Genomic DNA, 24,283 nt, shown 5'->3' with positions numbered 1-24,283 from the left:
TGCGTCTATTCCGCCGCGATGGTCCGCGCCGGCCGCCAGACGGAAGCGGCATAGGCGTCTTCGCCGAACTCGGCCGGATGGCTCCCGGTTATGCGACTCTCATGGCTGTCGAGATCGGCGAGGAAGAGATCGCGGCTGATGCGCGCGACCACAGCCGGCACATCGCGCCTGATCGACGGCACATCGCCGATCGGCAGGCCGAAACTGACAAAGCCGCCGGGATTGAAGACATGGATATTCCTCAGGAATGGCGCCTCCCCCGGCGCCTTCTCGAGAAATTCATGGCCGAGGCCGAGATAAGGATGGGCGCCGAAAAACTCATCCCGCTCTGCTTCCGACGGCGCGTACTGGTCGCGCCATAGCCGGATGGCGGTGGCGAAATCGGCAAGTTCCGGCTTGCGGGTCGGGTCGGCAAAATAGCCGGTACTGGCGATGACGAAGTCGAAGGCAAATGTTTCGCCGGCGATCTCGGTGACGACCTTGCCGTCTTCGACATCCGCATTTGTCCAGGGGGCACCGAGATGGAGATGAAAATTCTGGTGCCGCACCGCCCGCTCCACCGCATCGAGCGGTGGCGTCGAACCGGCCTCGCGGAAGCGCAGCGCCTGGCGCCAGCGCACCGCAACGGGCAGCAGCGGATAATTGTCATAGGCCCCGGGATAGCCGCGCACGCGGTTGATCGGCACGCTGGCGATGCTGGTGCGTCTGGCGAACAGACGCACCGATTTCGCGCCGGCCTCAAGGGCAGCTCCGGCCGCATCGAATGCCGAAGCCGCCGACCCGACGACAGCGATTGCCTTTCCCTTGAGCGAGGCAAAATCGATTGCCGCCGAACTGTGTGCGACAAGGCCCTGCGGCAAGGCGGCAAGTACCGCCGGTATCACTGGACCGCCGCTGCCGCCAAATCCATTGGCCAGAATGATCTTGCGCGCCGTTTCGACCGATGGCGTGCCGTCGGCTTCGAGGTGGAGGCGAAAATGCCCGCCAGCCGGCTCGATGCGAATGAGACGTGTGCCGTAACGAATGCCGATGCCGAGAAAGTCGCGATACCATTTCAGGTAGTTCGCCCAATCCGTCCGTACGATGCGGTCGAAACCGGCATAGGCTTCCGCACCGTGGCGGGCTTCGTACCAGGACTGAAAACTCAAGCCCGGCAAGCCGAGTTCCGGCCCCGGCAAGCCCTTTGGCGTTCGCAACCGGTTCATCCGCGCATGGGAGAGCCAGATGCCAGCCTTGCTCTCGTCCGGCGCGGCATCGATGACCGTAACCTTGCCGATGCCGGCGCGCCTCAACGCGAAGGCAAAGGTGGCGCCCGTCTGCCCGCCGCCGACGATGAAGACATTGTGGTTGATGCCCTCGCGGTCCGGCACCCAGTTCTGCGGATCAGGGCCGATCAGCCGAAGTGTTTCATGGGCGTGGAAATCTGGATCGGATGGTAAAGCCATTTGGGCTCCGGCTGAAGTTCAAGCGTCGCGCCAAACTCCGCCCCAGTCGGCAAACAGTCCAGAAATGTCTGCTTTGATTGCCCGGTAGTTTTTTTCACTTGCATCCGATTTCACAATCGGGAGCGCCATCGGGCAAATGGAGATCGGAGCTTCCAGGAGACGCGATACTACCCGGCCAGCGGATGACCGGGCCGCAGCCGCGGTCTACGGACCGCCGCGGCCGGTGCAATTGGTGCCGGTATTCCGCTCGCGACTGGAGCGGCGATTGGCGAAGGGTCATGAACCTGCAAGCGGATGGATCCACACTTTGCTCCGCACAAGGGCATTTTGAGACTACGGCCGAGTTCAGAACCCGCCTAATTGCACGTCGTTGCCGCCGATTGCCGTACGCATCGCTGAAGGGTCTTTTGAAGCCGGGAGTGTTGAGCTACCTGTGACGGGTGCCATCAACGAGACGGAGAAAATCGACGAACGGGCCCAAAATCATTTCGCTAAAAGTCACGGATTTACCCGACAGCGCTCAATTCAAACCCGAAGAATTAAGCGTAACATATTGATATGTAATAATATGGTGGGCCCGGAGGATGTACCAAGATTGTTGATTTCATTGGCTTTTTCGTGGGCCAAAGTCGGAAATCTTCCCGTATCGTTCCGTATGGTACCGCGACAGCCAGACAGTCGAACATCGCGGCCCTATCCCGCGGGCTGCCGAACATGTCACAACCGCTTCGTCAGCACCAAATGGCACAGCGCGCGCCAGTATTCCGCGGCCGCCCGGTGAGGCATCATGAGAAGCTTCTTGCAGCACTTGATAAGCGCGACAGCGCCGAGGCGCGCGCAGCGATCGTCAACGACATAGCAGATGCGGCAGCCCGAATTAAGCTGCATGGCGGACTAGCTTGATGCCCTGTTTGGGAACTGCCACACGGTAGCTCCCATAGCCCACCTTCACGAGCAAGCTTTCCTTGCACATGCGGGCGAGGTAGCAGCGAGGAACGCCGATGTCGGTCAGGTCTTTTGTCCGGACTTCGCCGTTCTCAAGAGCGAGCGAGACGGCGCGTTCCCTCAATGTCGGCTTTGGGCCACCGGCAAGCCGGATCCGCTCGGCGCGGTCGCGATCACGCTTCCGCATCCTGACGGAGGGCTCTGGCGTAGCTTTGAGGGCAATCTGCAACACATAAGTTCGCGGTTTCGTTCAGCACGGCGAGCCCCGCCTTTTCTACGCCATGACACGATGCTGCGCGCCGGCATCCGATGTTTCCCTACGCTACGATCCGCTTCGATCCTGCCCGCTCACTCTCGGTCATTCTGTCCGCAAAAAAGTCCACCACTTCAGTCATTTAGCCTCTTCAATTGGAGTAATCGCGTCACATCGAGGTAAGCCTGCGCAGGGACCGAACCTTTCCCTTCATTGAAGTGCCCTCTTCCCAAGCTTAGTCAATGAAGCAATTGGGGGCGGAATACATCTGGGCACTGGACTTGGTCGGCGACCTGAACTACCGCCATCTCACGAGCCTGGACTATGCTAGCGCGGAGCGCGCTTGCCAATCCGCTTCTTTCGATCCGTTTCCTTGGGCGTCACTCCCACTGCATCAAGCGCCGAAAACTCGTGAGACCATAATCCGGGCAGCGCCGGCAATTGGCGCTGTTCGGGTACAGCAGTGCTGTGTCCTCTCCTGTTCTACGGACGAAGCAAATCCGAGAGGTTGTCTGACTTTTCTATTTTGTCTGTGAGGTCGAGCCCCGACAGGAGGGCGACCAGATGGCTGGTCATCAGGTCGGCCGCTTGGGAACTACGCCCTGCTTCGATTGCATCGACCAGAGCGTGATGGGCGTGTTTCTCACAGGTCGCGTCGCGCCGTTTCCAGTAGAGTGCGATGATGAGAGAAGAATGAGAGACAAGGTCGCGAACGAATTTGGTGAACACCGAATGTGCAGCGATTTCGGCGACGCCTACGTGGAAACGTGCCGACAGCATGATCGCCTCACTGTCCCGGCCGGCGTGAAGTGCTTCATGCTCCCTCTCGAGATGCTGCCGCAACTGCGCAATGTCGGATGGCACTGCTGCCTTCGCGGCAAGCCAAGCCACCTTTGGTTCAATCAGCGCTCGTGCCTCGAATACCTCTCGCGCTTCCACCGTCGATGGCTGGGCCACGAAGGCGCCGCGGTTTGGCTCCAGCCGCGCCAACCGGTCATGAGCCAGAGCTTGCAGGGCGGCACGAATGACGGTTCGGCTCACCGAATAGATCGACGCCAGCTCATCTTCCGGCAGCTTGGTGCCAGGGGCGAGACGGTGGCTGACGATGGCATCTCTCAGACCATAGTAAATCGGCGACCAGCGGGCTGCCGGTTTTTCGTCGCGGTCTTCTTCTCTGAGCACTGTCAACATGCTTCTCAACGCGCAGGCACGATACTGCCTGATTCATCCCAAACAGCTCAACGGTCGATGCAATCTAGTATCGCTTACGTGGCGGTCAATCCCGGGACATAGTATCTCAATTTGTGGGGCCAGGCGCGTTCTGGGTCGGCGGTATAGCTGCCGCAGCGCCCGCCGGAGACAGCGATTCATAGATGCCCGAAAACCGTTTGCCGCGGGGAGCAGCGTAGCCACCAATCTTCGATGTCCTCAGACCGACTCTGAAAAGGCTCTCTGCCAAGGTGACCGCGCAGGCGACACCGTCGAGTACGGGAACGCCGTGTTCCTCCGATAGGCTGCTTGCCAGATCGGCCATGCCTGCGCAGCCAAGAACGATCGCCTCCGCCCTGTCCTCGTTGATGGCGCGCGCGATCTCGTCCGAGATTCTGGCCCTGGCGTCCGAGCCCGGCAGTTCGAGATCGAGCACGGCAACTTCCGACGACCTGACTTTCGCGCAGCGCGACGCGAGGCCGTATTTCGCCAGGTTGTGCTCGATCGCGGGGACGGAGCGGGCGAGCGTCGTCACGACGCTGAACTTGCCGGCGACGAGACTAGCGAGGTGGAAGGCGGCCTCGCCGATGCCGATGACCGGGGCCTCGGCGGCGCAACGTGCCGCGTCCAGCCCGGTATCGTCGAAACATGCGATGACATAGGCATCGATAGCGGCCGCCTTGCTCATTTCGGCGACGATACCCGGAATAGCGAAGACTTCGTCGTAATAGCCTTCGATGCTCGGCGGACCATCGCCGGGATTCACCGAGACGATTTCCGTCCCGGCAGAAGCGACGCTCGCCGCGACCTTGCCGATCTTGGCGGTCATCGATGCGGTCGTGTTGGGATTGATGACGAGTATGCGCATGCCGATCAGCCTCAAATCTCGCCGCCGAGATAAAGATGCTTGACCCGTTCGTCGGTCAGCAAATCAGCGGAGTTCCCACTCAGCGCAACGCTGCCGGTAGTCAGCGCATAGGCTCTCTGGGAAATGCGCAGCGCCATGCGTGAGTTCTGCTCGACCAGCAGAACGCTGACTTTCTCGTCGCGATTGATCGCCACGATCGAGCGGGCAAGGTCCTGGACGAGCTTGGGCGCGACGCCCAGCGACGGCTCGTCGAGCAGCAGCAGACGCGGCTTGGCCATCAGCGCGCGGCCGATGACCAGCATCTGCTGCTCGCCGCCGCTCATCGTGCCGGCGGCTTGCGAATAGCGCTCCTTGAGGCGGGGGAAGCGGCCAAGCACCATTTCCAGCGAGCCTGCGATCTCGGCCTTGTCGGATCGGGTGAAGGCGCCCATAAGGAGATTGTCCTTGACCGACATGTAAGGGAAGACACGGCGTCCCTCCGGCACCATGGCGATGCCCATCTTGACGATCGCATCGGGGGCGGCGGCGTCGATGCGCCGGCCATTGTAGTGGATCTCGCCGGACTTGATCTTGCGCAGCCCAGTAATGGCGCGAAGGATCGACGACTTGCCGGCGCCATTGGCGCCGACCAACGCGACGGTCTCCCCCTCATTGACTTCCAGCGACACGCCCTTCAGCGCGTAGACGTGATCATAGTAGAGTTGGACATCAGCAAATTTCAGGATCTGGTTCATAGCCCGATGGCCTCGTCTTCGCTGCCGAGATAAGCCTCGATCACCTTGTCATTGTTCTGGATTTCCGCTGGCGTTCCCTCGGCGATCTTCTGGCCGAAATTCAAGACGACGATGCGGTCAGAAATCTTCATTACGGCAGGCATGTCGTGCTCGACGAGAAGGATGGTGAGGCCGCGCTCGCGCAACCGTCTGACCATCGCCACCATTCTCATCGTCTCGTCGTGGTTCATCCCGGCGAAGGGCTCGTCAAGCAGCAGGATCGACGGGCTCGTGGCGAGGCCGATGGCGATGCCGAGAGCCCGCAAGTGACCGTGCGGCAAGTTTCGGGCGATTTCGCCGGCGAGCGACGACAGGCCAAGCAACGCCAGAATCTCGTCGGCTGATGCGCCAAAGGCTGCCTCGTCAGCCTTAGCCGTGCCAGTACCGAGGAAGAAGCCAAGCAGGCTCGCGGTGGAGCGCAGATGGTGAGCGATGATGACGTTGTCGCGCACGCTCATGTTTTTGAAGATCGTCGTTTCCTGAAACGTCCGGACGACGCCTTTGCGTGCGGCTATGTGCGGCGCGAGATCGGAGATGCGCTCGCCCTTTAAGCGCACTTCGCCCGATGTCGGCCTGAGGAACGACGAGATCAGCTTGAATAGCGTCGACTTGCCGGCGCCGTTGGGACCGATGACCGACAGAATCTCCTTCTCGCGCACCGAAAAGGAGATGTTGTTGACCGCGACGAGACCGCCGAAGCGTTTCGTCAGAGCCGAGACCTCAAGCAGATCGGCCATGGCTCAACCCTTCTTCCGGGTCGTGGCCGCAAGGCTGAGCAGCCCATTGGGCAGAAACAGCATCAGCACGATCATCAAGGTCGAGTAGATCAGAAGCTGGAACCGGCCAGTCTGGAACAGGAGGTCCCAGCCGAAATAAAGCACCAGCGTGCCGAGCATCGGCCCGAATACGTAGCCGAGCCCGCCGAGGAAGCAGTTCAGCATGAAGTTGACAGAGTCGGTGACCGTGAAGCTCGACGGATAGATCGACTGCGAGATGGCGGCGAAGATCGCACCGGCGACGCCGCCGAAGAAGGACGAGACGGCATAGGCTATGACGCGCAGATAGGCGATATTGACGCCGATCGACGAGGCCAGATCTTCGTTCTGCTGGAGCGACTGGCAGAGCTTGCCGACGCGCGAATGAACCAGCCGGTACACCACCGCGAAACAGACCAGCATAAGCGCGACCGCCAGCAGGTAGAAGGCCAGCCGAGAATTATGCAACGTGGCGAAATCCGGGATGATGGTGAGGCCCAGAATCGTGAGCGCCCCAGGCAGCGGGATGCTGACCATGCCCTTGGCACCGTTGGTGATCGGCAGCGCCAGCGCCAGAAGCCGCGCAACCTCGGTCAGCACCAGCGTCACCATGGCGAAGTAGACGCCGCGCAGGCGCAGGATCGGCAGGCCGATAAGCACGCTTGCGGCCGCGCAAAACAGGCCGGCGACCGGCAGCGTCAGCCAGAACGACCAGCCATAGGTCACCACAAGTATGGCCGAGACGTAGCCACCCATCAGCGCATACGCGCCCTGGCCGATATTGATCCGGCCGATGTAGAAAGTGAGCCACACGCCGGCACTGGCGATGCTAAGCAACGCCACCGAGGTGAGCGTGTAATAGAGGTCGATCCGGCCGCTGGCCGAGATCAGAACCGGCACGGCGATGAAGACGATCGCCAGAAAGGCGGCAACCGGGGCGATTTTCACGCTACGCGTCATGGCACCATCAACCCCACGGCTTGCCCATCAGCCCGTTGGGGCGGATCGACAGGAACACCATCAGCGCGGCGAAGATGACGAGGTAAGTGACGTCGCCATATTGGCGCAGCACGGTGAGGCCGACCGACTCCATCATGCCAAGGATGAAGCCGCCGGCGATCGCACCGCCGACAACGCCGGCGCCGCCGATCATCACCATCATGAAGGCCTTGATCGAGATCGGCCCGCCGATGCCGGAATTGACGCCAGTGATGGTGACCAAAAGACCGCCGACGATGCCCGCCAGCATGGCGCCCATGGCGAAGCCGATCATCGAATAGCGGTCGACCTGAACGCCCATCAATTGGGCGGCGACCCGATCCTGGGCCAGCGCCCGCATGGCTCGCCCGACCCTGCTGTACTGCATGTAGAGGACAAAGGCCGCGATGAAGACCAGTGCGAGCACGCCGACGACCATACGGTCATAGGGCATGATGATGCCGCCCTCGTTGAACACGCCCTTGACGATCTTGGGGACACCGCGCTGTTTTTCACCGAACAACAGCAGGATGACCGCGTCAAAAAAGAATGCCGTTGCCGCCGCGAGCAGCATTGTGCTTTCTTCGCGTAGACTTCGCCTGATGACAGTTCGGAAGAGGAATTTCTCCATCAGCGCGCCGACGACAGCGAGCGTCACGCCGGACGCCAGCAGCGCCACAACAAAAGGCAGCCCGAGTTGTCCATAGATTGTGTAGGTGATGAACCCGCCCAGCACATACATCTGCCCATGGGCGAAGTTGAGCACGTTCATCAAGGCAAAGATAAGCGTGAGCCCCAGTGCGATCAGTGCATATTGGGCACCGAGGTAGAATCCGTTGGCGATGACCTGTTCCATTGACGCCTTCGATCTTCCGAGGGACCCGGAACATGCTCCGGGCCCCCGGCAACGCGGGAGGAAATAACCGCAGGAACCTAACCCTAATCAACCGAGCCGACGAACAGGGTCTGGAAGGCGCCGTCCTTGTACTCATTGACAACCATCGGCACCGCGAGCTGACGCTTCTGGCCGAAAGAGGTCGTCCCAACATAGCTCAGCTTGGCGTCGCCTTTCAGGTAAGGGTTGGGAGCCGAGAAGGTGTCGATGGTCTTCTTGAACTCCTCGACATTGTCGATTGCCGCCGGATTGGCCTTCAGCGTTTCGAGGATGTATTCGAGCGCATAGACCTTGGTATTGGACTCGTCATTGTATTCGCCGAACATCTTGGTGTAGCGGTCGACGAATTCCTTCATCGTGTCGGAGGCGATTTCCGGCGTGGAGGCGCCACCGACGGAGATGAAGCCGTTGGCGTACTCGCCAGCGCCCTCCTCCAGAACCTTGGCGTCCTGCGCCGTTTCGGTCGAGATCAGGCCCTCGAAACCGAGCTCACGGGCGGCGCGGATGAGCAGCGGCGCATTGGCGGGCGCGACGCCGGATAGCACCAGCAGGTCGGGCTTCAGCGAAACGATCGGCGTGAGCACCGGCGTGAAGTCGCGCGTGTCGTTCTGATAGGTGTCGTTCTGGGCGACAATCTCGAGGCCCAACGCCTTGGCTGCCTCGACGCCACCATCGCGCTGGCTCAGCGGATCCGATTCATTGGCGGCAACGAAGGCGATCGTCTTCACCCCCTGTTTTTCCTTGAGATATTTGTAGATCGCCGGGCCCGATTGATAGTTGGCGATCATGCCGAGCACGGCATTCGAGGCAGGCTTCTGATAAAGCGCCTTCGGGAAAGCGTACGGGAAATAAATGATGCCGTTGGCCTCGGCGACCGGACGCACGGCGGCGGCACCGTCATCGACATTCGGGCCGACCACATAGTGGATGCCCTCCTGAGCCATCTTCTCCATGCCGGCGATGGCGCGCTTTGGGTCTTTCTGATCGTCGAAGGTAACGATGTTGACGTTGTAGGTGCTGTCACCGATCTTGACGCCGCCGGTTTCGTTGAGCCAGGCGGCACGCGTCTGCATTGAACGCACATTCGATGTGCCCCAGGCGGCGGCGGAGCCGCTTGTGACACCGACGAATCCGATCTTCAGTTCCTTGTTCTGGGCCTGCACGGACGGGATACCCATGGCGGCGATGGCCAGGGTCGAGACGGCGCCAAGCGCCATCGATTTGAGAGTCGCGCGTCGGTTGATCATTCTGCATTCCCCTTCTGGTTATCGCGCTTTGTGTTTTGCTCATCGGCTGCGCGGATGCCTTAAAGGGAAACCTGGATTGGAAAATTGTCAACATTATTCTTCATTTTCGTATACAATCGTGCGCAAGGTGTGCGAAGGAACGCTTGCGGATTTAGCGTCCGATGCTGTCGTACTGTCCACCACCCGCACCCTCGTCGCGCTATGCCGACGTCGATTTGCCGTCGAGGAGACCAACAGGGTCTCTTGCGACTCTCCCGCCCGGAGCGGCGGCGACTCTGATTTCCGCCTAGGTAGAGAGGAAGAGGTGGCGAAGCCGAGCGAACGCAGCGCGCGGATTAGGTCGCGAGCGATTGCAGAACGCCGGGGTCGGGAGGAGATGCTGCGGCTGACGTCCATCGGAACGAGCGAAGCGACGGGTCGTCAACGTTCTCAAGGAGATGATACCGCTGAGATTGCTGTTCGCTTCGTTTCCGACCTGGCCAGCGTTACACGCTCGGCCCAATGATGCGATCGTTGCTGGCGATCCCCAGGAGATCATTAAGGTGATCGATGCGTGGACGTTCGCCTGTGATATCCTCGAGGAAGCGCAATTGGATGTTGATCGCCACGGAAGGCGGATAACAGCTTGCACTTCGCTAGGTCATTGGCGCTCCATTTCCACCTCTGTCTCTAGACTTTCGATGTCGCGGGAGATCGAAGCGACAGCCAGCGTGCGCCCTTTGCGCTTGAAGCGCAGCAGGCAATCTTTGGCAATGATGTCTCCATCGACCGCGATCTCGTCCCATTGTCCGGCATGACCGACATAGTTGATGGGAATATCGTAATGCTGGCTCCAAAAGAACGGCACGGCGACGAATTTCTCGCGATGGCCGAGTATGTTGAGTGCTGCGGTTTGCCCCTGCCTCTCTGCTACCACCCAATGCTCGACCCGAATGTTCTCGCCAGTGTGAGGATCGGGCCACCGCGCAATGTCACCGGCGGCGAAGATCCCTGGCGCGCTCGTCTCCAGAAACGCGTTCACGACGACCCCGTCGTCAACGGTCAGCCCTGCCTTCTCGGCAAGCCCAGTCCGCGGTCGCACGCCGATGCCGACGACGACGAAATCTGCCGTCAACGTATTGCCACTACTTAGTTTCACGTTGGTGCCGTCGATGCTGCTCGCGGTATCTTCGAGACGGAATAAGACACCATTCTGCTCATGGAGGGCGCGGATGAAGTCGCCCATTTGCGGACCAAGGACCCGCTCCATGGGCCGTCTCTCCGGTGCCACGACATGAACTTCGATGTCGCGCAAGCGCAGGGCCGCGGCAACTTCCAGGCCAATGAAACTGGCGCCAAGCACGACGGCGCGGCGCGCAGTCGTGGCTCGCTCGATGATCGCCTTGCAATCTGCGAGCGAGCGCAGCGTGTGAACCTGTGGCTGGTCGGCGCCGGGGATAGTGAGGCGGACCGGTTCGGCTCCGGTCGCAAGCAGCAGCCTGTCATAGGGGGTCCGGGCGCCATCAGCGAGTACAACCTCGCCAGAACGTGCATCGATGCTGACGACGTCCGCATTGAGATGCAGATCGATATCGTTCTTTGAGTAGAAGCTCTCCCGGCGGAGCGGGATCCAATCCTCCGGTGCTTTGCCGGCGAGGTAATCTTTGGAAAGATTGGGCCGATCAACGGGTGGCGCTTCGTCGTTGCTGAGCATGACGATGCTGCCATGATAGTGTTCGCGCCGCAGTTTTTCGGCCGCTGCGAAACCGGCCGCGCCGCCGCCGACAATGACGATATTCTCGGGAACCTGGCCGGAGCCTCTATCGCGCTGCTTCGGTGCCGTCCGCTTGCGCTTCTCGCCCACAAATATCCGTTCATCGCGTAGTTCCACCGACCAGCATGCGATTGGATTGAAGGCGGGGGCATGCAAGGCCTCGCCAGTGCGCAAATCGAAGCACGCGTGATGCCACGGACACCGGACAGTATCCCCCACCACAAGACCGTCGACGAGCGGCCCACCGTAATGTGTACATGCCGCCCCGATGGCGAAGACCTCAGCCCCGCGGCGCACCAGCAGTACCTGCTCGTTGCCACAATGGCCGACGAACTTGCCGCCATCGGGAAGATCGGCGAACGCGACGCCCTGGACCAGATCCGGCCCTTCTAATTTGGAATGACCTTCAGCCATTTTCTTCTCCCTTGGCGATACAGTGTCAAATCGCCTGGACGGCTAAGAAGCGGGAAATCTTCAGGTCCGCCGGCCTCGGAATACTTTCCGCCTGGCTAGTGCGCCTTCAGGTGCCCGACACCGCTTGTGCCCAAACGTCCGACCACATCATTTGTTGCCAGTGGGCGGCATGCACGCTTGAATTTCCGATCTCGTGCCCTTCGGCGACGAGCTTGCGGCAGCGCCTTTGTCGTCCTTGTGGGTCTGAAGGCCGTGCGCAGCCTAATAGATCGTCTGGCGTGAGGCGCGGCCCGCCAATCGAGCCAGCTTTGGGATGGACCTATCTATGGCGCGTGTAGGGAATGGGGTAAAATAAGCCGACAGCGGGCTCCGAAGGGTCGCAGTTGTTGTGAGTCTCAACGGTCGGAAAGTGCGAGCCAAGTTCAGATGTGTGAGCAGGGATTTGCATAAGTTCGTCCGTTGACTGGAAGACTGCACGAATGCGCCACGCTCGCGCAGCAAATCGATCGGCAGTCCTCGGGAGCCTACCATAAATCAATAAAATCAACGCGATACACCGTGGTTCGCCAATATTGACTTGGCCAACCAAACCAAAATATGATGCTAAGTCATTGATAAATAACGACAATGGTGGGCCCGGAGGATGCGCCAAAAACATTGATTTCATTGGCGCGCCCGGCAAGGCTTGAATACAGGACGAATTCCACTTTGAAGCTGGTACGCCGACAATCTATTCAGCGGCCTCAGCGACCTGCACTGGGATGTAATTCAGGATGGGCCCGAGCCACTGCTCGACCTCCGAAATTGACATGTCTTTGCGCCGTGCATAGTCCTCCACCTGATCGCGCTCGATCTTGGCCACCCCGAAATAATAGCTTTCCGGATGGGCGAGATAGATGCCGGAGACCGACGAGCCGGGCCACATGGCATAGCTTTCGGTCAAGGTGACCCCTGCGTTGCGTTCGCCGTCGAGCAGCCTGAACAGCGTCGCCTTCTCGGTATGGTCGGGCTGCGCCGGATAGCCGGGCGCCGGCCTGATGCCGCAATAGGGTTCGCCGATCAGATCCTCCGGGGCCAGGTTCTCGTCCGGCGCATAGCCCCACAACTCTTTTCGGACACGCTCGTGCAGCCGCTCGGCGAAGGCTTCGGCGAAGCGGTCGGCGAGCGCCTTCACCATTATCGAGGAATAATCGTCATTGGCCCGCTCGAAGCGCTCGGCGATCGCCACTTCCTCGATGCCGGCGGTCACGATGAAGCCGCCGAGATAATCCGCCTTGCCACTTTCGAGCGGCGCGACGAAATCCGACAGGGCGACGTTGGCCTTGCCGTCGCGCTTGGTCAGTTGCTGGCGCAGCGTGAAGAAGGTCGCCAGCTCTTGCGAACGCGTGTCGTCGGTGAAAAGCCTGATGTCGTCGCCGACGGCATTGGCCGGCCAGAAGCCGATCACGCCCTTCGGTGCGAACCATTGTTCCGCGATGATCTGCTTCAGCACCGCTTGTGCATCCTCGAACAGCTGGCGCGCCGCCGGCCCCTGTGCCTCGTCTTCGAGAATCTTCGGATAGCGCCCCCTCATCTCCCAGGTCTGGAAGAACGGCGTCCAGTCGATGTAGCGGGCGAGTTCGGCGAGGTCCCAGGTCTCGAAAACCTTCAGCCCAAGGAAGGAGGGGTTTTGCGGGACATAGCCCGACCAGTCGATCTTGTGGGCGTTTGCCCTTGCCCTGGCGAGCGGAAGGCGCAGCTTGTCGGCTTCACTACGCGCATGCGCGTCCGCCACCTTGCGGTACTCGGCGCGTACCATATCGACATAGTCGCCCTTTGCCTGGTGGGACAGCAATGACGAGACGACGCCAACGGCGCGGCTGGCATCTGTGACGTAGACCGTCTGGCCGCGCTCATAGCGCGGGTGGATCTTGACCGCCGTGTGAACGCGGCTGGTCGTCGCCCCGCCAATCAGCAACGGAATGTCGAAACCTTCGCGCTCCATTTCGGAGGCGACATGCGCCATCTCGTCGAGCGACGGCGTGATCAGGCCGGAGAGGCCGATGATGTCGACGTTTTGCTCGCGCGCCGTCCGCAGAATCTTAGTCGCTGGCACCATGACGCCTAGATCGATGATCTCGTAGTTGTTGCAGGCGAGCACGACGCCGACGATGTTCTTGCCGATGTCATGGACGTCGCCCTTGACCGTCGCCATCAGGATTTTTCCGGCGGTCTGGCGTTCGCCGGTGTCGATGCCGTTGGCGGCGTTGGCCAGCTTCTCGGCTTCCATGTGCGGCAGCAGCCCGGCGACCGCCTGTTTCATCACGCGCGCGGACTTGACCACTTGCGGGAGGAACATCTTTCCGGCACCGAACAGGTCGCCGACGACGTTCATGCCGGCCATCAGCGGGCCCTCGATGACATGGAGCGGCCGCTCGGCGGCAAGCCGCGCCTCGTCGGTATCGGCGTCGATGAACTCGGTGATGCCATTGACCAGCGCATGCGAAATGCGCTTGTCGACAGTCCACTCCCGCCAGGCGAGATCGCGTTCCTTGGCCTCCTTGCCGGCGGTTCCCTTGAAGCGCTCGGCAAGTTCCAGCATCCGCTCGGTGGCGCTGCCGCCGCCCGCCGGCTGGCGGTTGTTGACGACGTCCTCGCAGGCTTCGCGCAGTTCCGGATCGATCGATTCGTAGACTGCAAGTTGGCCGGCATTGACGATGCCCATGTCCATGCCGGCCTGGATGGCGTGGTAGAGGAACACGGCATGCATGGCCTCGCGCACCGGTTCGTTGCCGCGAAACGAGAAGGACAGGTTCGAGACGCCACCCGAAATGTGGACGTGAGGTAGGGTCTGGATGATTTCCCGCGTCGCCTCGATGAAGTCGACCCCGTAATTGTTGTGCTCGTCGATGCCGGTGGCGATGGCGAAGATGTTCGGGTCGAAAACGATGTCTTCCGGCGGGAAGCCGGCCTGCTCGGTCAGGAGCTTGTAAGCGCGGGTGCAGATGGCGACTTTTCGCGCCTGCGTGTCCGCCTGGCCTTCCTCGTCGAACGCCATGACGACGACCGCCGCGCCATACGCGCGGACGAGTTTCGCATGGTGGAGAAAAGCTTCCTCGCCTTCCTTCATCGAGATGGAATTGACCAGCGGCTTGCCCTGCACGCATTTCAAGCCAGCCTCGATGATCTCCCATTTCGAACTGTCGATCATCACCGGCACGCGGGCGATATCCGGCTCGGCGGCGATCAGGTTGAAATACTCGACCATCGCCTTCTTCGAATCGATCAGGCCCTCGTCCATGTTGATGTCGATGATCTGGGCACCGTTGGAGACCTGATCGCGCGCGATGTCGAGGGCGGCAGGGTAGTCGCCGGCGGTGATCAGTTTCCTGAATTTCGCCGAGCCGGTGACGTTGGTGCGCTCGCCGACATTGACGAACGGAATTTCCTTGGTGAGCGTGAAGGGTTCCAGACCTGACAGGCGCATTTTGCGCTCGATCTCCGGAATGGCGCGCGGCGGATATTTCCTCACTGCCGCTGCGATGGCGCGGATGTGATCCGGCGTCGAGCCGCAGCAGCCGCCGACGACATTGACCAGTCCCTCGCGCGCAAAACCCTCGATCTGCGCCGCCATGAATTCCGGGCTCTCGTCGTAGCGGCCGAACTCGTTGGGCAGGCCGGCATTGGGATAGGCACAGGTGAAGGTGTTGGCGACGCCGGAAATCTCGGCGACATGTGCGCGCATGGCGTTGGCGCCGAGCGCGCAGTTGAGGCCGACCGTGAACGGACTGGCGTGGCGGATCGAATGCCAGAAGGCCGTCGGTGTCTGGCCCGACAGCGTGCGGCCCGACAGGTCAGTGATCGTGCCTGAGATCATGACCGGAAGATGCACGCCCTTTTCGAGGAAGATCTCGTTGCAGGCGAAGATCGCCGCCTTGGCGTTCAGCGTGTCGAAGATCGTCTCGATCAGGATGATGTCGGCGCCGCCGTCGATCAGGCCGCGCAACTGCTCGCCATAGGCGATGCGCAGATCGTCGAAGTTGACGGCGCGATAGCCGGGGTTGTTGACGTCCGGCGACATCGAGGCGGTGCGGTTGGTCGGTCCCAGCGCGCCGGCGACGAAGCGTCGCTTGCCGTCTTCCTGTTGGGCGCGAATGCACGCCCGCCGCACCAGACGGGCACCGTCCCGGTTCAGGTCATAGACCGCATCCTCCATGCCGTAATCGGCCTGGGCGATCGACGTGGAGGAGAAGGTGTTGGTCTCGATGATGTCGGCGCCGGCAATCGCGTACTGGTAGTGGATTTCCTCGATCGCTTTCGGCTGCGTCAGGATCAGCAGGTCGTTGTTGCCCTGTTGATGGCAGGCGCAGCCGACGAACTTGTCGCCGCGGAACTGTTCCTCGTTGAAGCCATGCCCCTGGATCTGCGTGCCCATCGCGCCGTCGAGGATAAGGATTCGTTCGCGCGCGGCCGATTCCAAGGCAGAACGAATCTCCGATCCATCCGCCTTGGCGACAACGGGTCCGAAAAGGGAATCCAAGGAGGATTCAGAATGCACCACGGTGAGCCTCGGCTTCCAAGATCATACACCGTGACATAAACATATCTTTATGTCAAAATATGATGTGCTCATTGTAACCTTTGATACGTCATGGCAGGCATCACGCTGGTCGTTAGCCCCACTGCCAATGCGGCAAGGCCTATTCCGAGTTCATGTCTCATCTTTCACTCCTCCAAAGAATCTTGAATGTCAGTCCGTCATTTCGCAGTCATGGCAATGTTCCTTCTCGCCAGACCGGAAACCTCCTGGCCATCAAAGGCATTGTGGGGGCCCCGCCTCCGCGATTTCCTCCAATCGGCCCGGTGGCGCCTCCCGGCTTGATCCAAATTTAAGACGCCAACGCACGGGCACTGGCCCTATGAAGATTCATCGCTTTTCGTGCCCGCACCCGAGCAGAAAACTCCCCTCAGGTGCCGGCCTTGGGAGGCAACATTTTCTGCTGTTTCGAATTGCCGGCTTGGTCTCAACTCACGGACCGAGTTGGCCATATTCATGCGAACGAGCACAGAAGAGCGCTATCAGCCCATCTGTCGCGAAGAGCGGAGAAATTGGATCAGGGCAAGTTAATTTCCTCCTCCACGTTTCGCTGGTTGGCAGCGTTATATGTTGTTCTTGGCAACAAATTAAACGGTACGGGAATTCTGTCAAGCCAAAAAACCCGCCGAGGCAACGGCCCCGGGATTCCGCGTATTATCCTCTGCATATTTGCGTGAATGATGCTCGATCCGGTTAGGAGTTGCCGCGCGCACAAGCATTGGTTGCGCCGTCGAGGACCTTGACATTTGTCACGATGGGGGCATTTTTGTTGTCATTGTCAACATTTATAGAGTCGCCAGTACCCAGGAGGAAACAGCCGATGCGCAGATTGGGCATTCATTCGTTCGTATGGACCGGCGGTGGCACTCAGGCCATGCTTGAAGAAGCGATGGAGAATTCGGCTGCGTGCGGTTACCGGCTGATCGAGTTTGCGTATCTTCAACCCGAAAAGTTCGACATCCATCGCCTCGCCAAGAAGGCTCAGTCGTTAGATCTCGAAATCGCCCTCACCATGGGCCTGCCCTTGGGCGCCGATGTGTCGAGCGAGGACGGCGCTGTCGTGAAGGCAGGTGAGGAATTACTCGCGAATGCAGTCGCGGCGGTGCGGGACATCGGCGGCACCAAGCTCGGGGGCATTCTCTATTCCGCGCATACGAAATACTCGACAATGCCGAGTGATCGCGGCCGCAAGAACAGCATTGCAGCCATTGCCAAGACGGCTGACGCAGCAAAGAAGGCCGGCGTCGATCTGGTCCTGGAGGTCGTCAACCGGTTCGAGACGAATCTCTTGAACACGGCGGCTCAGGGCCTCGACTTCATCAAGGCGACCGGCTCCGATCACGTCACGCTCCATCTCGACACGTTTCATATGAACATCGAAGAGGCCAATCCAGCGGCGGCCATTCGTCTGGCCGGCGACAAGATCGGCTATTTTCACATCGGCGAAAGCAATCGCGGCTACCTCGGCGATGGAGTGATCGATTTCGATCGCATCTTCGACGCGCTGCTAGACATCGGCTATAACCGCGACATCACCTTTGAATCGTTCTCCAGCGCCGTGGTCGATGAGGGTCTGTCCCTCGCATGCGCCATATGGCGCGACACCTGGACCGAGAACATGCCGTTGGCAAAGCACGCCAAGGCCTTCATCGACCTGAAAATGCAAGAGGCGGTTCGTCGGCGAACGACGAATGCCCGTCCATAAGTCGAGGATAATCTGATTATGCGGCAGTGCGGACCCTCTGCCTAAGGCGCCCTGCTCCGCGGTCTTCAGCGCTGTAGTGCTGCGGTTTTTTCGCTGTTCATCGGCAGCCTCGGATCCGTGAGACAGAAGCTTCGGGGGATGCGCGTTCAATAAGATCGCGCCAGTTGCTGCACGCCTGCGCGGCGTGTACCAAGTGAGCGCGTTGTGGTTGCGTTCGGCTTGCGGACCGCAGGTAACCTGGAGAGACCTAAGTGAATGACCCGGCGCTGACCGCCAGTTCAAATCGCAGGATTCGACAAAACAATGAAGTGGCGGCTCTAAGAGCCCTTCATCAATTTGGACGTCTCACTCGAGCCGAACTCGCGCGCAAGTTACGGCTTAACCGCTCTTCGTCGGGGCATATCATCGCGAGCCTGACGGCTGACGGTCTGGTGCGCGAAGCAATTGAGGATCTGCCTGAACAAGCGGGCTATGCCCGAGCCGGCCGTCCCGGCATCATGCTGGAGCTTGTGCCGGATGCTATTTTCTTCCTTGGGGTCGAGATCGGTGTCGAGCATATCAGTACGGTAGAGATCGATCTTGGAACCAATATCGTTTCGACGAATGTGGAACCGTTTGATGGTCCGTCGATCAACGTAGAGGCCGCGGTCGACCGCGCCGTGAGGCTGGCTCTCCAATCTATTCCTGTGTCAAAACTGGAGCGATGTGAAGGCGTTGGCGTATCAACCCCGGCGCAAATGGATAAGAATGGCTTCGTCCACTTTGCGCCGCTTCTCGGCTGGCGAAATGTTCACCTTGCAAAGCTGGTGAGAGACGCCCTGCCGATTCGTGTTCCGGTCCTTGCCGAGAACGATGCCAACGCATTCGCGATCGGCGCGACTTACGGGCGCAGCGAGGTGCATTCCGGCGTCACGCTTTTTCTCGTTATGGAGAGCGGTGTCGGCGGCGGCATTATCGTTGACGGCAGCCTTTTTCGCGGCGCCAACGGGCTGGCGGGGGAGATTGGGCACTTGATTATCAGCGACGCGCCAGGCCCGCGCCGCAATCTCGAACAACTAATCGGCCTTGAAAACATTATGGCCGATTATCGCAAGACCTCCGCCCTCAGTGATCCGACATTCGGCAACTTCCTTTCCGATGTCCAAAACCGGTTGCCCAGCGCCGTCTCAACAGCCGAGGACTGGGCAAGGGCTTTGGCAATAGGCCTGGTGCAGACTTGCCGAATCATCGACGCCGACAAGATCGTGCTAGGCGGTTCGGTCGCCGCACTCTATCCCTTGATGGCTGCCAGGGTCGCTGCACACATCCATGCCATACAGGAATCCAGTTTCCCGTTCCCATCGATCACAATGAATGATGAAGGAACTGTCGGTTCCGCCTTCGGTGCGGCCTGCATGTTACATCAGCGATACTTGTCTCTGCAAAGCCAGCGTTTCGCCGACGGTACGGCGGAACTCGAAGGGGCAGAGGAAGACGAAGACTAATGTCCAGGTTCGGCACTGCCGAACCGATGCTGCTGCTCGGGCTACCCGTCTGATCGCGATTTAGAACGCCATTGTGGCGTGTCCGTCTCGATTGATTAATATGTTGCATAAAGCGACAAACATAATTAATGTAGCCTCTGGAGGAGCATCCCGCATTCCCATCGTGGCCGTCTCGGGTTGTCGTTCGCTGTGGAGCGAGCGGCCGCAACCTCCAGGCGCGTGCTCCAGTCAAAAGATGTGCGCTAGCCGAGTTGTATGATGCCCGCAGATGCGATTTTAAGTCAGACCAAGCTCGCACCCGACGCACTAGGGCCGACGGTGGTCATCGGCGAGATCCTGGTGGAGATCATGGCTAAAAGTCGCGGCGACGGCTTTCTCGAGCCGATAGAGCTTATCGGCCCCTTTCCCAGCGGCGCGCCGGCGATTTTCATCGATCAATGCGCCAAGATCGGCGGGTCGGCGGCAATTGTCGCCTCGGTCGGCGATGACGATTTCGGCCGCATCAACATCGAGCGGCTCCGGTCTGACGGCGTGGACGTATCGGCCATCTCGGTCAGCCAGGATTATCCGACCGGAAGCGCGTTTGTTCGCTATCGCAATGACGGCTCGCGCGACTTTGTCTTCAACATCGGAAAATCGGCGGCGGCCCTGGTGAGCCTGACGGTTGAAGCGAAGGCGCTCTTCGAGCGGGCTGGACACCTCCACGTCATGGGTAGCGCTTTTGCCATCCCGGGTATCTGGGAGACGATGGATCATGCCATCGGCGTCATCAAGCGGCGCGGCGGCTCCGTTTCACTTGACCCGAACTTGCGCAAGGAATTGCTCGGGCTCGGGCAGACGCAGGAGCGCTTCGCCAAGCTCGTCGATGTCGCCGACCTTATCCTGCCCTCCGGCGACGAATTGTTCATGGCAGCTGGAGTTGATGGTGAATCTGCCGCGGTCATCGCGCTCTTTGGGCGCAGTGTGACAGAGATTGCGCTTAAACGCGGCGAACACGGATCAAAATTCTTCGGTGCTGACGGCTCGCGGATTGATTGCTCGGCGTTCAGGGTTGCGGAAATTGATCCGACGGGCGCTGGCGACTGTTTCGGCGGCGCTTACGTCGCTTGCCGCCGTCTCGGCATGCCTGTGTTCAAAGCCCTAGAGTATGCCAATGCCGCGGGAGCCCGCAACGTTACTATTCAAGGTCCGATGGAAGGTGCCGCCTCGCGTCGGCAGCTTGACGAATTCATCGCCGTGACCCCGAGAAACGCTCGATGACCGGTCTCCTCAAAAGCCTGGCGGCGGCGCGGCGCAATGGTTCGCCGATAGGCGTCACGTCTGTCTGCTCAGCGCATCCATTGGTCATTCGGGCAGCAGCGCGCAATGCTGCACGCTTCTCCGACATGCTTGTGATCGAAGCAACCTGCAACCAGGTCAACCAGTTCGGTGGCTACACCGGAATGCTGCCCAGCGATTTTGTTCGTCTCGTCCAGCACATATCGGCAGAAGAAAAGCTTCCGATGGAAAGGATCATCTTCGGTGGGGATCACCTTGGGCCAAATCCGTGGCGCGGGGAACATGCCGGCGCAGCGATGGCGAAGGCAGAAGAGATGGTCACGGCGTACGTGTCCGCCGGCTTTCGAAAGATCCACCTCGATGCTTCGATGGGATGCGCCGGCGNGGCGAGCCTGCCGCGCTCGACGACGCCAGAACGGCGGAGCGTGCAGCGCGGCTGGCCTTGGCGGCAGAGCGCGCGGCGCGCGCCGCAGGAGATGAGGCCCCGGTCTACATCATCGGCACCGAGGTGCCGACGCCCGGCGGCGCCAACCATGCAATCAGCGACATTGAGCCGACCAGCGTAGCGGCGGCGACGCACACGATCGATGTTCATCGCGACCTGTTCCTGAAGCAAGGCTTGGCCGATGCGTTCTCACGCGTCATCGCACTGGTGGTCCAGCCCGGTGTGGAGTTCGGCAATGAGAATGTGGTCCTTTACGATTCCGCCAGGGCACGCGGGCTGACGCGGCTGCTCGAGCAGGAGCCTGGCCTGGTCTACGAGGCGCATTCAACCGACTACCAGGGACGAACATATTTGCGCCAATTGGTCGAGGACGGCTTCCCGATCCTGAAAGTGGGGCCGGAATTGACCTTCGTCCTGCGTGAGGCGCTCTACGCGCTGGACCTTATCGCGACCGATCTTTTGCCTGACTACGGAGCCCGTCCACTCTATCAGGCCATGGAGCGATTGATGCTGGCCAAACCCGGCAATTGGCAGGGCCACTATCACGGCTCGGAAGCCGAACAGCGCATCCAGCGCCACTACTCGTTCTCGGACCGCATCCGGTATTACTGGAACCAGCCGGAGGCGGAAGCAGCGGTCGCGAGCCTGACCGCGGCCCTGCACGGCAAGACGGTGCCGCTCACGCTGTTTCGCCAGCATCTGCCCGCATTCGAGGCGTTTGCAGGCAAACCGCTCGAGCCTACCTCGTTACTGATCGCCTCGATCCAGCGCAGCCTGGACGAGTACCGCTTCGCCTGCACGGGCGAGGCACTCAACACCGAAAGCAACCCGACGGCTGGAGGACGAAGATGAGCGAACAACTCTCTGGAAAGGTCATTGCAATCACGGGCGCGGCATCGGGTATCGGCCTTGCTTGTGTCCGTGGTTGTCTCGATGCTGGCGCGCGGGTGGTCCTGATCGACTATGCGGATGAGAAACTGCGCAGCCTGGCTGCTGATCTCGGCGAGAACGCGATTCCTTTGAGGGTGGATCTCACCAATCCGGAAAGCGTGGCAGGCATGATGCCCGGCATTCTGGACAAGGTCGGTCACCTCGACGCCTTCCATGCCAATGCCGGCGCCTATATCGGCGGCGATTTCATTGATGGTGATCCGGACGCCTTTGACGGGATGCTGAAGCTGAACGTCAATGCCGTATTCCGAACGGTCCATGCGGTCCTGCCGCACATGATCGAGCGGGGCACGGGAGACATTGTCGTCACCAGTTCCGTTGCCGGCCATACCGCAATACCATGGGAGCCGATCTACACCGCTTCCAAGCACGCAGTTCAAGCGTTCGTCCATGCGCTGAGGCGACAGGTGGCGAAGCACGGCATCCGTGTCGGCGCGATCGCCCCCGGACCGGTCCTGACGCCCCTCGTCGCCGACTGGCCGAAGGAGAACCTCGACCGGGCGATGGCGGCCGGAAATCTGTTTGAGCCGAAGGAAATTGCCGAAGTCCTGCTGTTCATGCTGACCCGGCCGAGAACGGTGACAATTCGCGATATCGTCATTCTGCCGACCAACTTCGACATTTGAGACGTAGCGTCTCGGCATCGAAATTCGGGGAGGTAGGCCATGTACCAAGCGCGCTTCAGGGTGGACAACGAGGTCGCCGTGGTGACCGGCGGAGGCAGAGGTATTGGCCTCGCATGTGCCGAAGCGTTGGGCGAGTCCGGAGCGCATGTGGTCATCATAGAGCCCGACGAGCAGATCGGCAGTGCTGGCAGGGATGCACTGACTGCGAAAGGCTACTCGGCCGAGCTGATGCTCGGTGACGTCACTTCGTCAACAAGGATGAGCGAGATTGCTGACACGCTCGCCACTCGTGGCACGCCGGCTTCGATTCTCGTCAACAATGCCGGCGTCGGCAGCAGCGGCATTTCGTCGGAAGATATCAGTGATGAACTCTGGCTGTGGATGATGAACGTCAACATCAACGGCGTCTTCTGGTGCTCGCGCGCTTTCGGCCGCCACATGATCGCGGCCGGCCGCGGCTCAATCGTCAATCTGGGTTCCATGTCGGGCACGATCTGCAACCGGCCGCAGCCGCAAACACCTTACAATGTCTCCAAGGCGGCCGTGCATCACATGACCCGCTCGATCGCCGCCGAATGGGCGCCTCATGGCGTGCGGGTTAACGCGGTGGCGCCAACCTACATCGAAACGCCGATGGTCCTGGCGATTCCGGAAAACGCGCCGCGTATAGAAGCGTGGTTGCGAGACACGCCAATGGGCCGCATGGGCCAGGCGCACGAAGTCGCCAGCGCTGTCCTGTTCCTCGCTTCCGACGCGGCCAGTTTGATGACCGGAGCCGTCGTACCCGTCGATGGGGGATTTACGTGCTGGTAGGACCGTAGCAGCCAAGAGTTTCCTCCCGGTCACTTCTCTCACCGAAGCTCGAGCTCGAGAAGGTGGATGCGGCTTCGGCCGCCGGCACATCGCCTTAGGTAACCTCGGCGCCGATCGCAGCCAGCGCGAACCACGTCGAAATCCTTGTCCCCAACCAACAGTCGAGCCGCCCGCCAGGCACCGCCGACCAATGTAGATCGGCAATCTGTCAGCAAAATTAATGACGCCTCCGCACGGGCGACGCTGGCCGAGCCCTGCTTCGAACGGTCATGCCGCCGCTGGGCAGTTCGCAGTCTCGCCGCGACTACCAGAAGGCTTGTATGCGCCCATTGCGATGGCGCGCACCTCCAGCGGTGTAGTCGAGCAGAGTCGCCTGGTCGTGGACTAATGACCTCGACGGATCTGTAGGATTTGCGCACGCCGCTCAGCTTGAGCTCAGCCATGGCTTGCCTCCCGGGCACCGGCACGTTTGGTCGTGTCGTTGTTGTTTTCGTCATCTTGCGCCATCGCCAGCGGCGCGCCTGGTTCGCCTTCCCACAGGATCAGGCTGGCGGCGCCGATCAGTCCGGCCTGATTGCCGAGTTGCGCCGGCACGATGGGTACGTCCCGGTAGGCGGGCATCGCCCGCTGCTCGACGACCGCCCTGATGCTTGGAGCCAAGAGGTCGAAACCGTTGGCGAGACCGCCACCCATTACGATCAGGTCCGGCGAATAGAGATGAAGCAGATTGGTGAAGCCGATGCCCAGCCAATTCGCCTCCGCCTCGATGAGTGTGCGCGCGCGCCCGTCGCCTGCACGCGCGGCATCGACCACGTGCCTGGCCGAGATGTCGCCGTCGGCCGAAAGGCGCCGCAGCAGCGAGCCGTCGCC

At 60.6% G+C, this 24,283-nt stretch carries 17 protein-coding genes and 1 pseudogene; 6 read left to right on the top strand and 12 right to left on the bottom strand.

What is annotated here, in order from left to right:
* Nucleotides 1-5: 5 nt before the first annotated feature.
* From X773_RS67090 to metH, 11 genes are all read right to left on the bottom strand, one after another.
* A complete protein-coding gene (locus tag X773_RS67090) occupies nucleotides 6-1,445 on the bottom strand; it encodes an NAD(P)/FAD-dependent oxidoreductase (RefSeq protein ID WP_023679432.1) in 1,440 nt (479 codons plus the stop codon).
* 877 nt (nucleotides 1,446-2,322) lie between these two features.
* Nucleotides 2,323-2,622 carry a type IV toxin-antitoxin system AbiEi family antitoxin domain-containing protein gene (locus X773_RS67085; protein WP_084641618.1) on the bottom strand — a complete coding sequence of 100 codons (300 nt, stop codon included), beginning with the start codon at nucleotides 2,620-2,622 and terminating at the stop codon, nucleotides 2,323-2,325.
* Nucleotides 2,623-3,126: 504 nt separating this feature from the next.
* Nucleotides 3,127-3,834, bottom strand: a complete 708-nt coding sequence (locus X773_RS67080) for a GntR family transcriptional regulator (RefSeq protein ID WP_023679429.1) — start codon at nucleotides 3,832-3,834, stop codon at nucleotides 3,127-3,129.
* Nucleotides 3,835-3,940: 106 nt separating this feature from the next.
* The gene (locus tag X773_RS67075; RefSeq protein ID WP_031212558.1) at nucleotides 3,941-4,720 is read right to left on the bottom strand and encodes an aspartate/glutamate racemase family protein; all 780 of its coding nucleotides are present in this window, start codon (nucleotides 4,718-4,720) and stop codon (nucleotides 3,941-3,943) included.
* An 11-nt stretch (nucleotides 4,721-4,731) separates the two neighbouring features.
* Nucleotides 4,732-5,454, bottom strand: a complete 723-nt coding sequence (locus tag X773_RS67070) for an ABC transporter ATP-binding protein (protein ID WP_023679427.1) — start codon at nucleotides 5,452-5,454, stop codon at nucleotides 4,732-4,734.
* A complete protein-coding gene (locus tag X773_RS67065; protein WP_023679426.1) occupies nucleotides 5,451-6,230 on the bottom strand; it encodes an ABC transporter ATP-binding protein in 780 nt (259 codons plus the stop codon). The genes X773_RS67070 and X773_RS67065 overlap by 4 nt, the downstream gene beginning before the upstream one ends.
* Nucleotides 6,231-6,233: 3 nt before the next feature.
* Nucleotides 6,234-7,208: a branched-chain amino acid ABC transporter permease gene (locus tag X773_RS67060; RefSeq protein WP_023679425.1), complete on the bottom strand. Its 975-nt coding sequence runs from the start codon at nucleotides 7,206-7,208 to the stop codon at nucleotides 6,234-6,236.
* A gap of 7 nt (nucleotides 7,209-7,215) precedes the next feature.
* Nucleotides 7,216-8,082 carry a branched-chain amino acid ABC transporter permease gene (locus tag X773_RS67055; protein WP_023679424.1) on the bottom strand — a complete coding sequence of 289 codons (867 nt, stop codon included), beginning with the start codon at nucleotides 8,080-8,082 and terminating at the stop codon, nucleotides 7,216-7,218.
* Between the two features lie 83 nt (nucleotides 8,083-8,165).
* The gene (locus X773_RS67050) at nucleotides 8,166-9,368 is read right to left on the bottom strand and encodes an ABC transporter substrate-binding protein (protein ID WP_023679423.1); all 1,203 of its coding nucleotides are present in this window, start codon (nucleotides 9,366-9,368) and stop codon (nucleotides 8,166-8,168) included.
* A 640-nt stretch (nucleotides 9,369-10,008) separates the two neighbouring features.
* Complete coding sequence (locus X773_RS0139175; RefSeq protein WP_031212556.1) at nucleotides 10,009-11,535, bottom strand: FAD-dependent oxidoreductase; 1,527 nt, start codon at nucleotides 11,533-11,535, stop codon at nucleotides 10,009-10,011.
* Between the two features lie 730 nt (nucleotides 11,536-12,265).
* Nucleotides 12,266-16,075, bottom strand: a complete 3,810-nt coding sequence (metH, locus tag X773_RS67045) for a methionine synthase (RefSeq protein WP_036239289.1) — start codon at nucleotides 16,073-16,075, stop codon at nucleotides 12,266-12,268.
* An 856-nt stretch (nucleotides 16,076-16,931) separates the two neighbouring features.
* Between metH and X773_RS67040 the strand changes: the two genes are divergently transcribed.
* The 6 genes and pseudogenes from X773_RS67040 to X773_RS67015 all read left to right on the top strand — a co-directional run bounded on the left by X773_RS67040 (nucleotide 16,932) and on the right by X773_RS67015 (nucleotide 23,413).
* Nucleotides 16,932-17,816 carry a sugar phosphate isomerase/epimerase gene (locus X773_RS67040; RefSeq protein ID WP_023679418.1) on the top strand — a complete coding sequence of 295 codons (885 nt, stop codon included), beginning with the start codon at nucleotides 16,932-16,934 and terminating at the stop codon, nucleotides 17,814-17,816.
* A gap of 251 nt (nucleotides 17,817-18,067) precedes the next feature.
* Nucleotides 18,068-19,300, top strand: a complete 1,233-nt coding sequence (locus tag X773_RS67035) for an ROK family transcriptional regulator (RefSeq protein ID WP_031212551.1) — start codon at nucleotides 18,068-18,070, stop codon at nucleotides 19,298-19,300.
* 258 nt (nucleotides 19,301-19,558) lie between these two features.
* Nucleotides 19,559-20,560, top strand: coding sequence for a sugar kinase (locus tag X773_RS67030; protein WP_031212549.1), 1,002 nt, complete (start codon nucleotides 19,559-19,561; stop codon nucleotides 20,558-20,560).
* Nucleotides 20,557-21,875: pseudogene (locus tag X773_RS67025) on the top strand (D-tagatose-bisphosphate aldolase, class II, non-catalytic subunit). The gene X773_RS67030 and the pseudogene X773_RS67025 overlap by 4 nt, the downstream one beginning before the upstream one ends.
* Nucleotides 21,872-22,600 (top strand): SDR family oxidoreductase, encoded by a 729-nt coding sequence (locus X773_RS67020; protein WP_023679413.1) that lies wholly within the window; start codon nucleotides 21,872-21,874, stop codon nucleotides 22,598-22,600. Before X773_RS67025 ends, X773_RS67020 begins: the two are co-directional and overlap by 4 nt.
* Before the next feature lie 39 nt (nucleotides 22,601-22,639).
* Nucleotides 22,640-23,413 carry an SDR family oxidoreductase gene (locus X773_RS67015; protein WP_023679412.1) on the top strand — a complete coding sequence of 258 codons (774 nt, stop codon included), beginning with the start codon at nucleotides 22,640-22,642 and terminating at the stop codon, nucleotides 23,411-23,413.
* A gap of 435 nt (nucleotides 23,414-23,848) precedes the next feature.
* Here X773_RS67015 and X773_RS67010 read toward each other — a convergent pair.
* Nucleotides 23,849-24,283 (bottom strand): ROK family protein (locus tag X773_RS67010; RefSeq protein WP_023679411.1); only part of this gene is annotated, 435 nt, incomplete at its 5' end.

The organism is Mesorhizobium sp. LSJC280B00, assembly GCF_000502835.1.
Taxonomy (GTDB): domain Bacteria; phylum Pseudomonadota; class Alphaproteobacteria; order Rhizobiales; family Rhizobiaceae; genus Mesorhizobium.
This window is presented reverse-complemented; position numbering and strand designations above follow the sequence as displayed.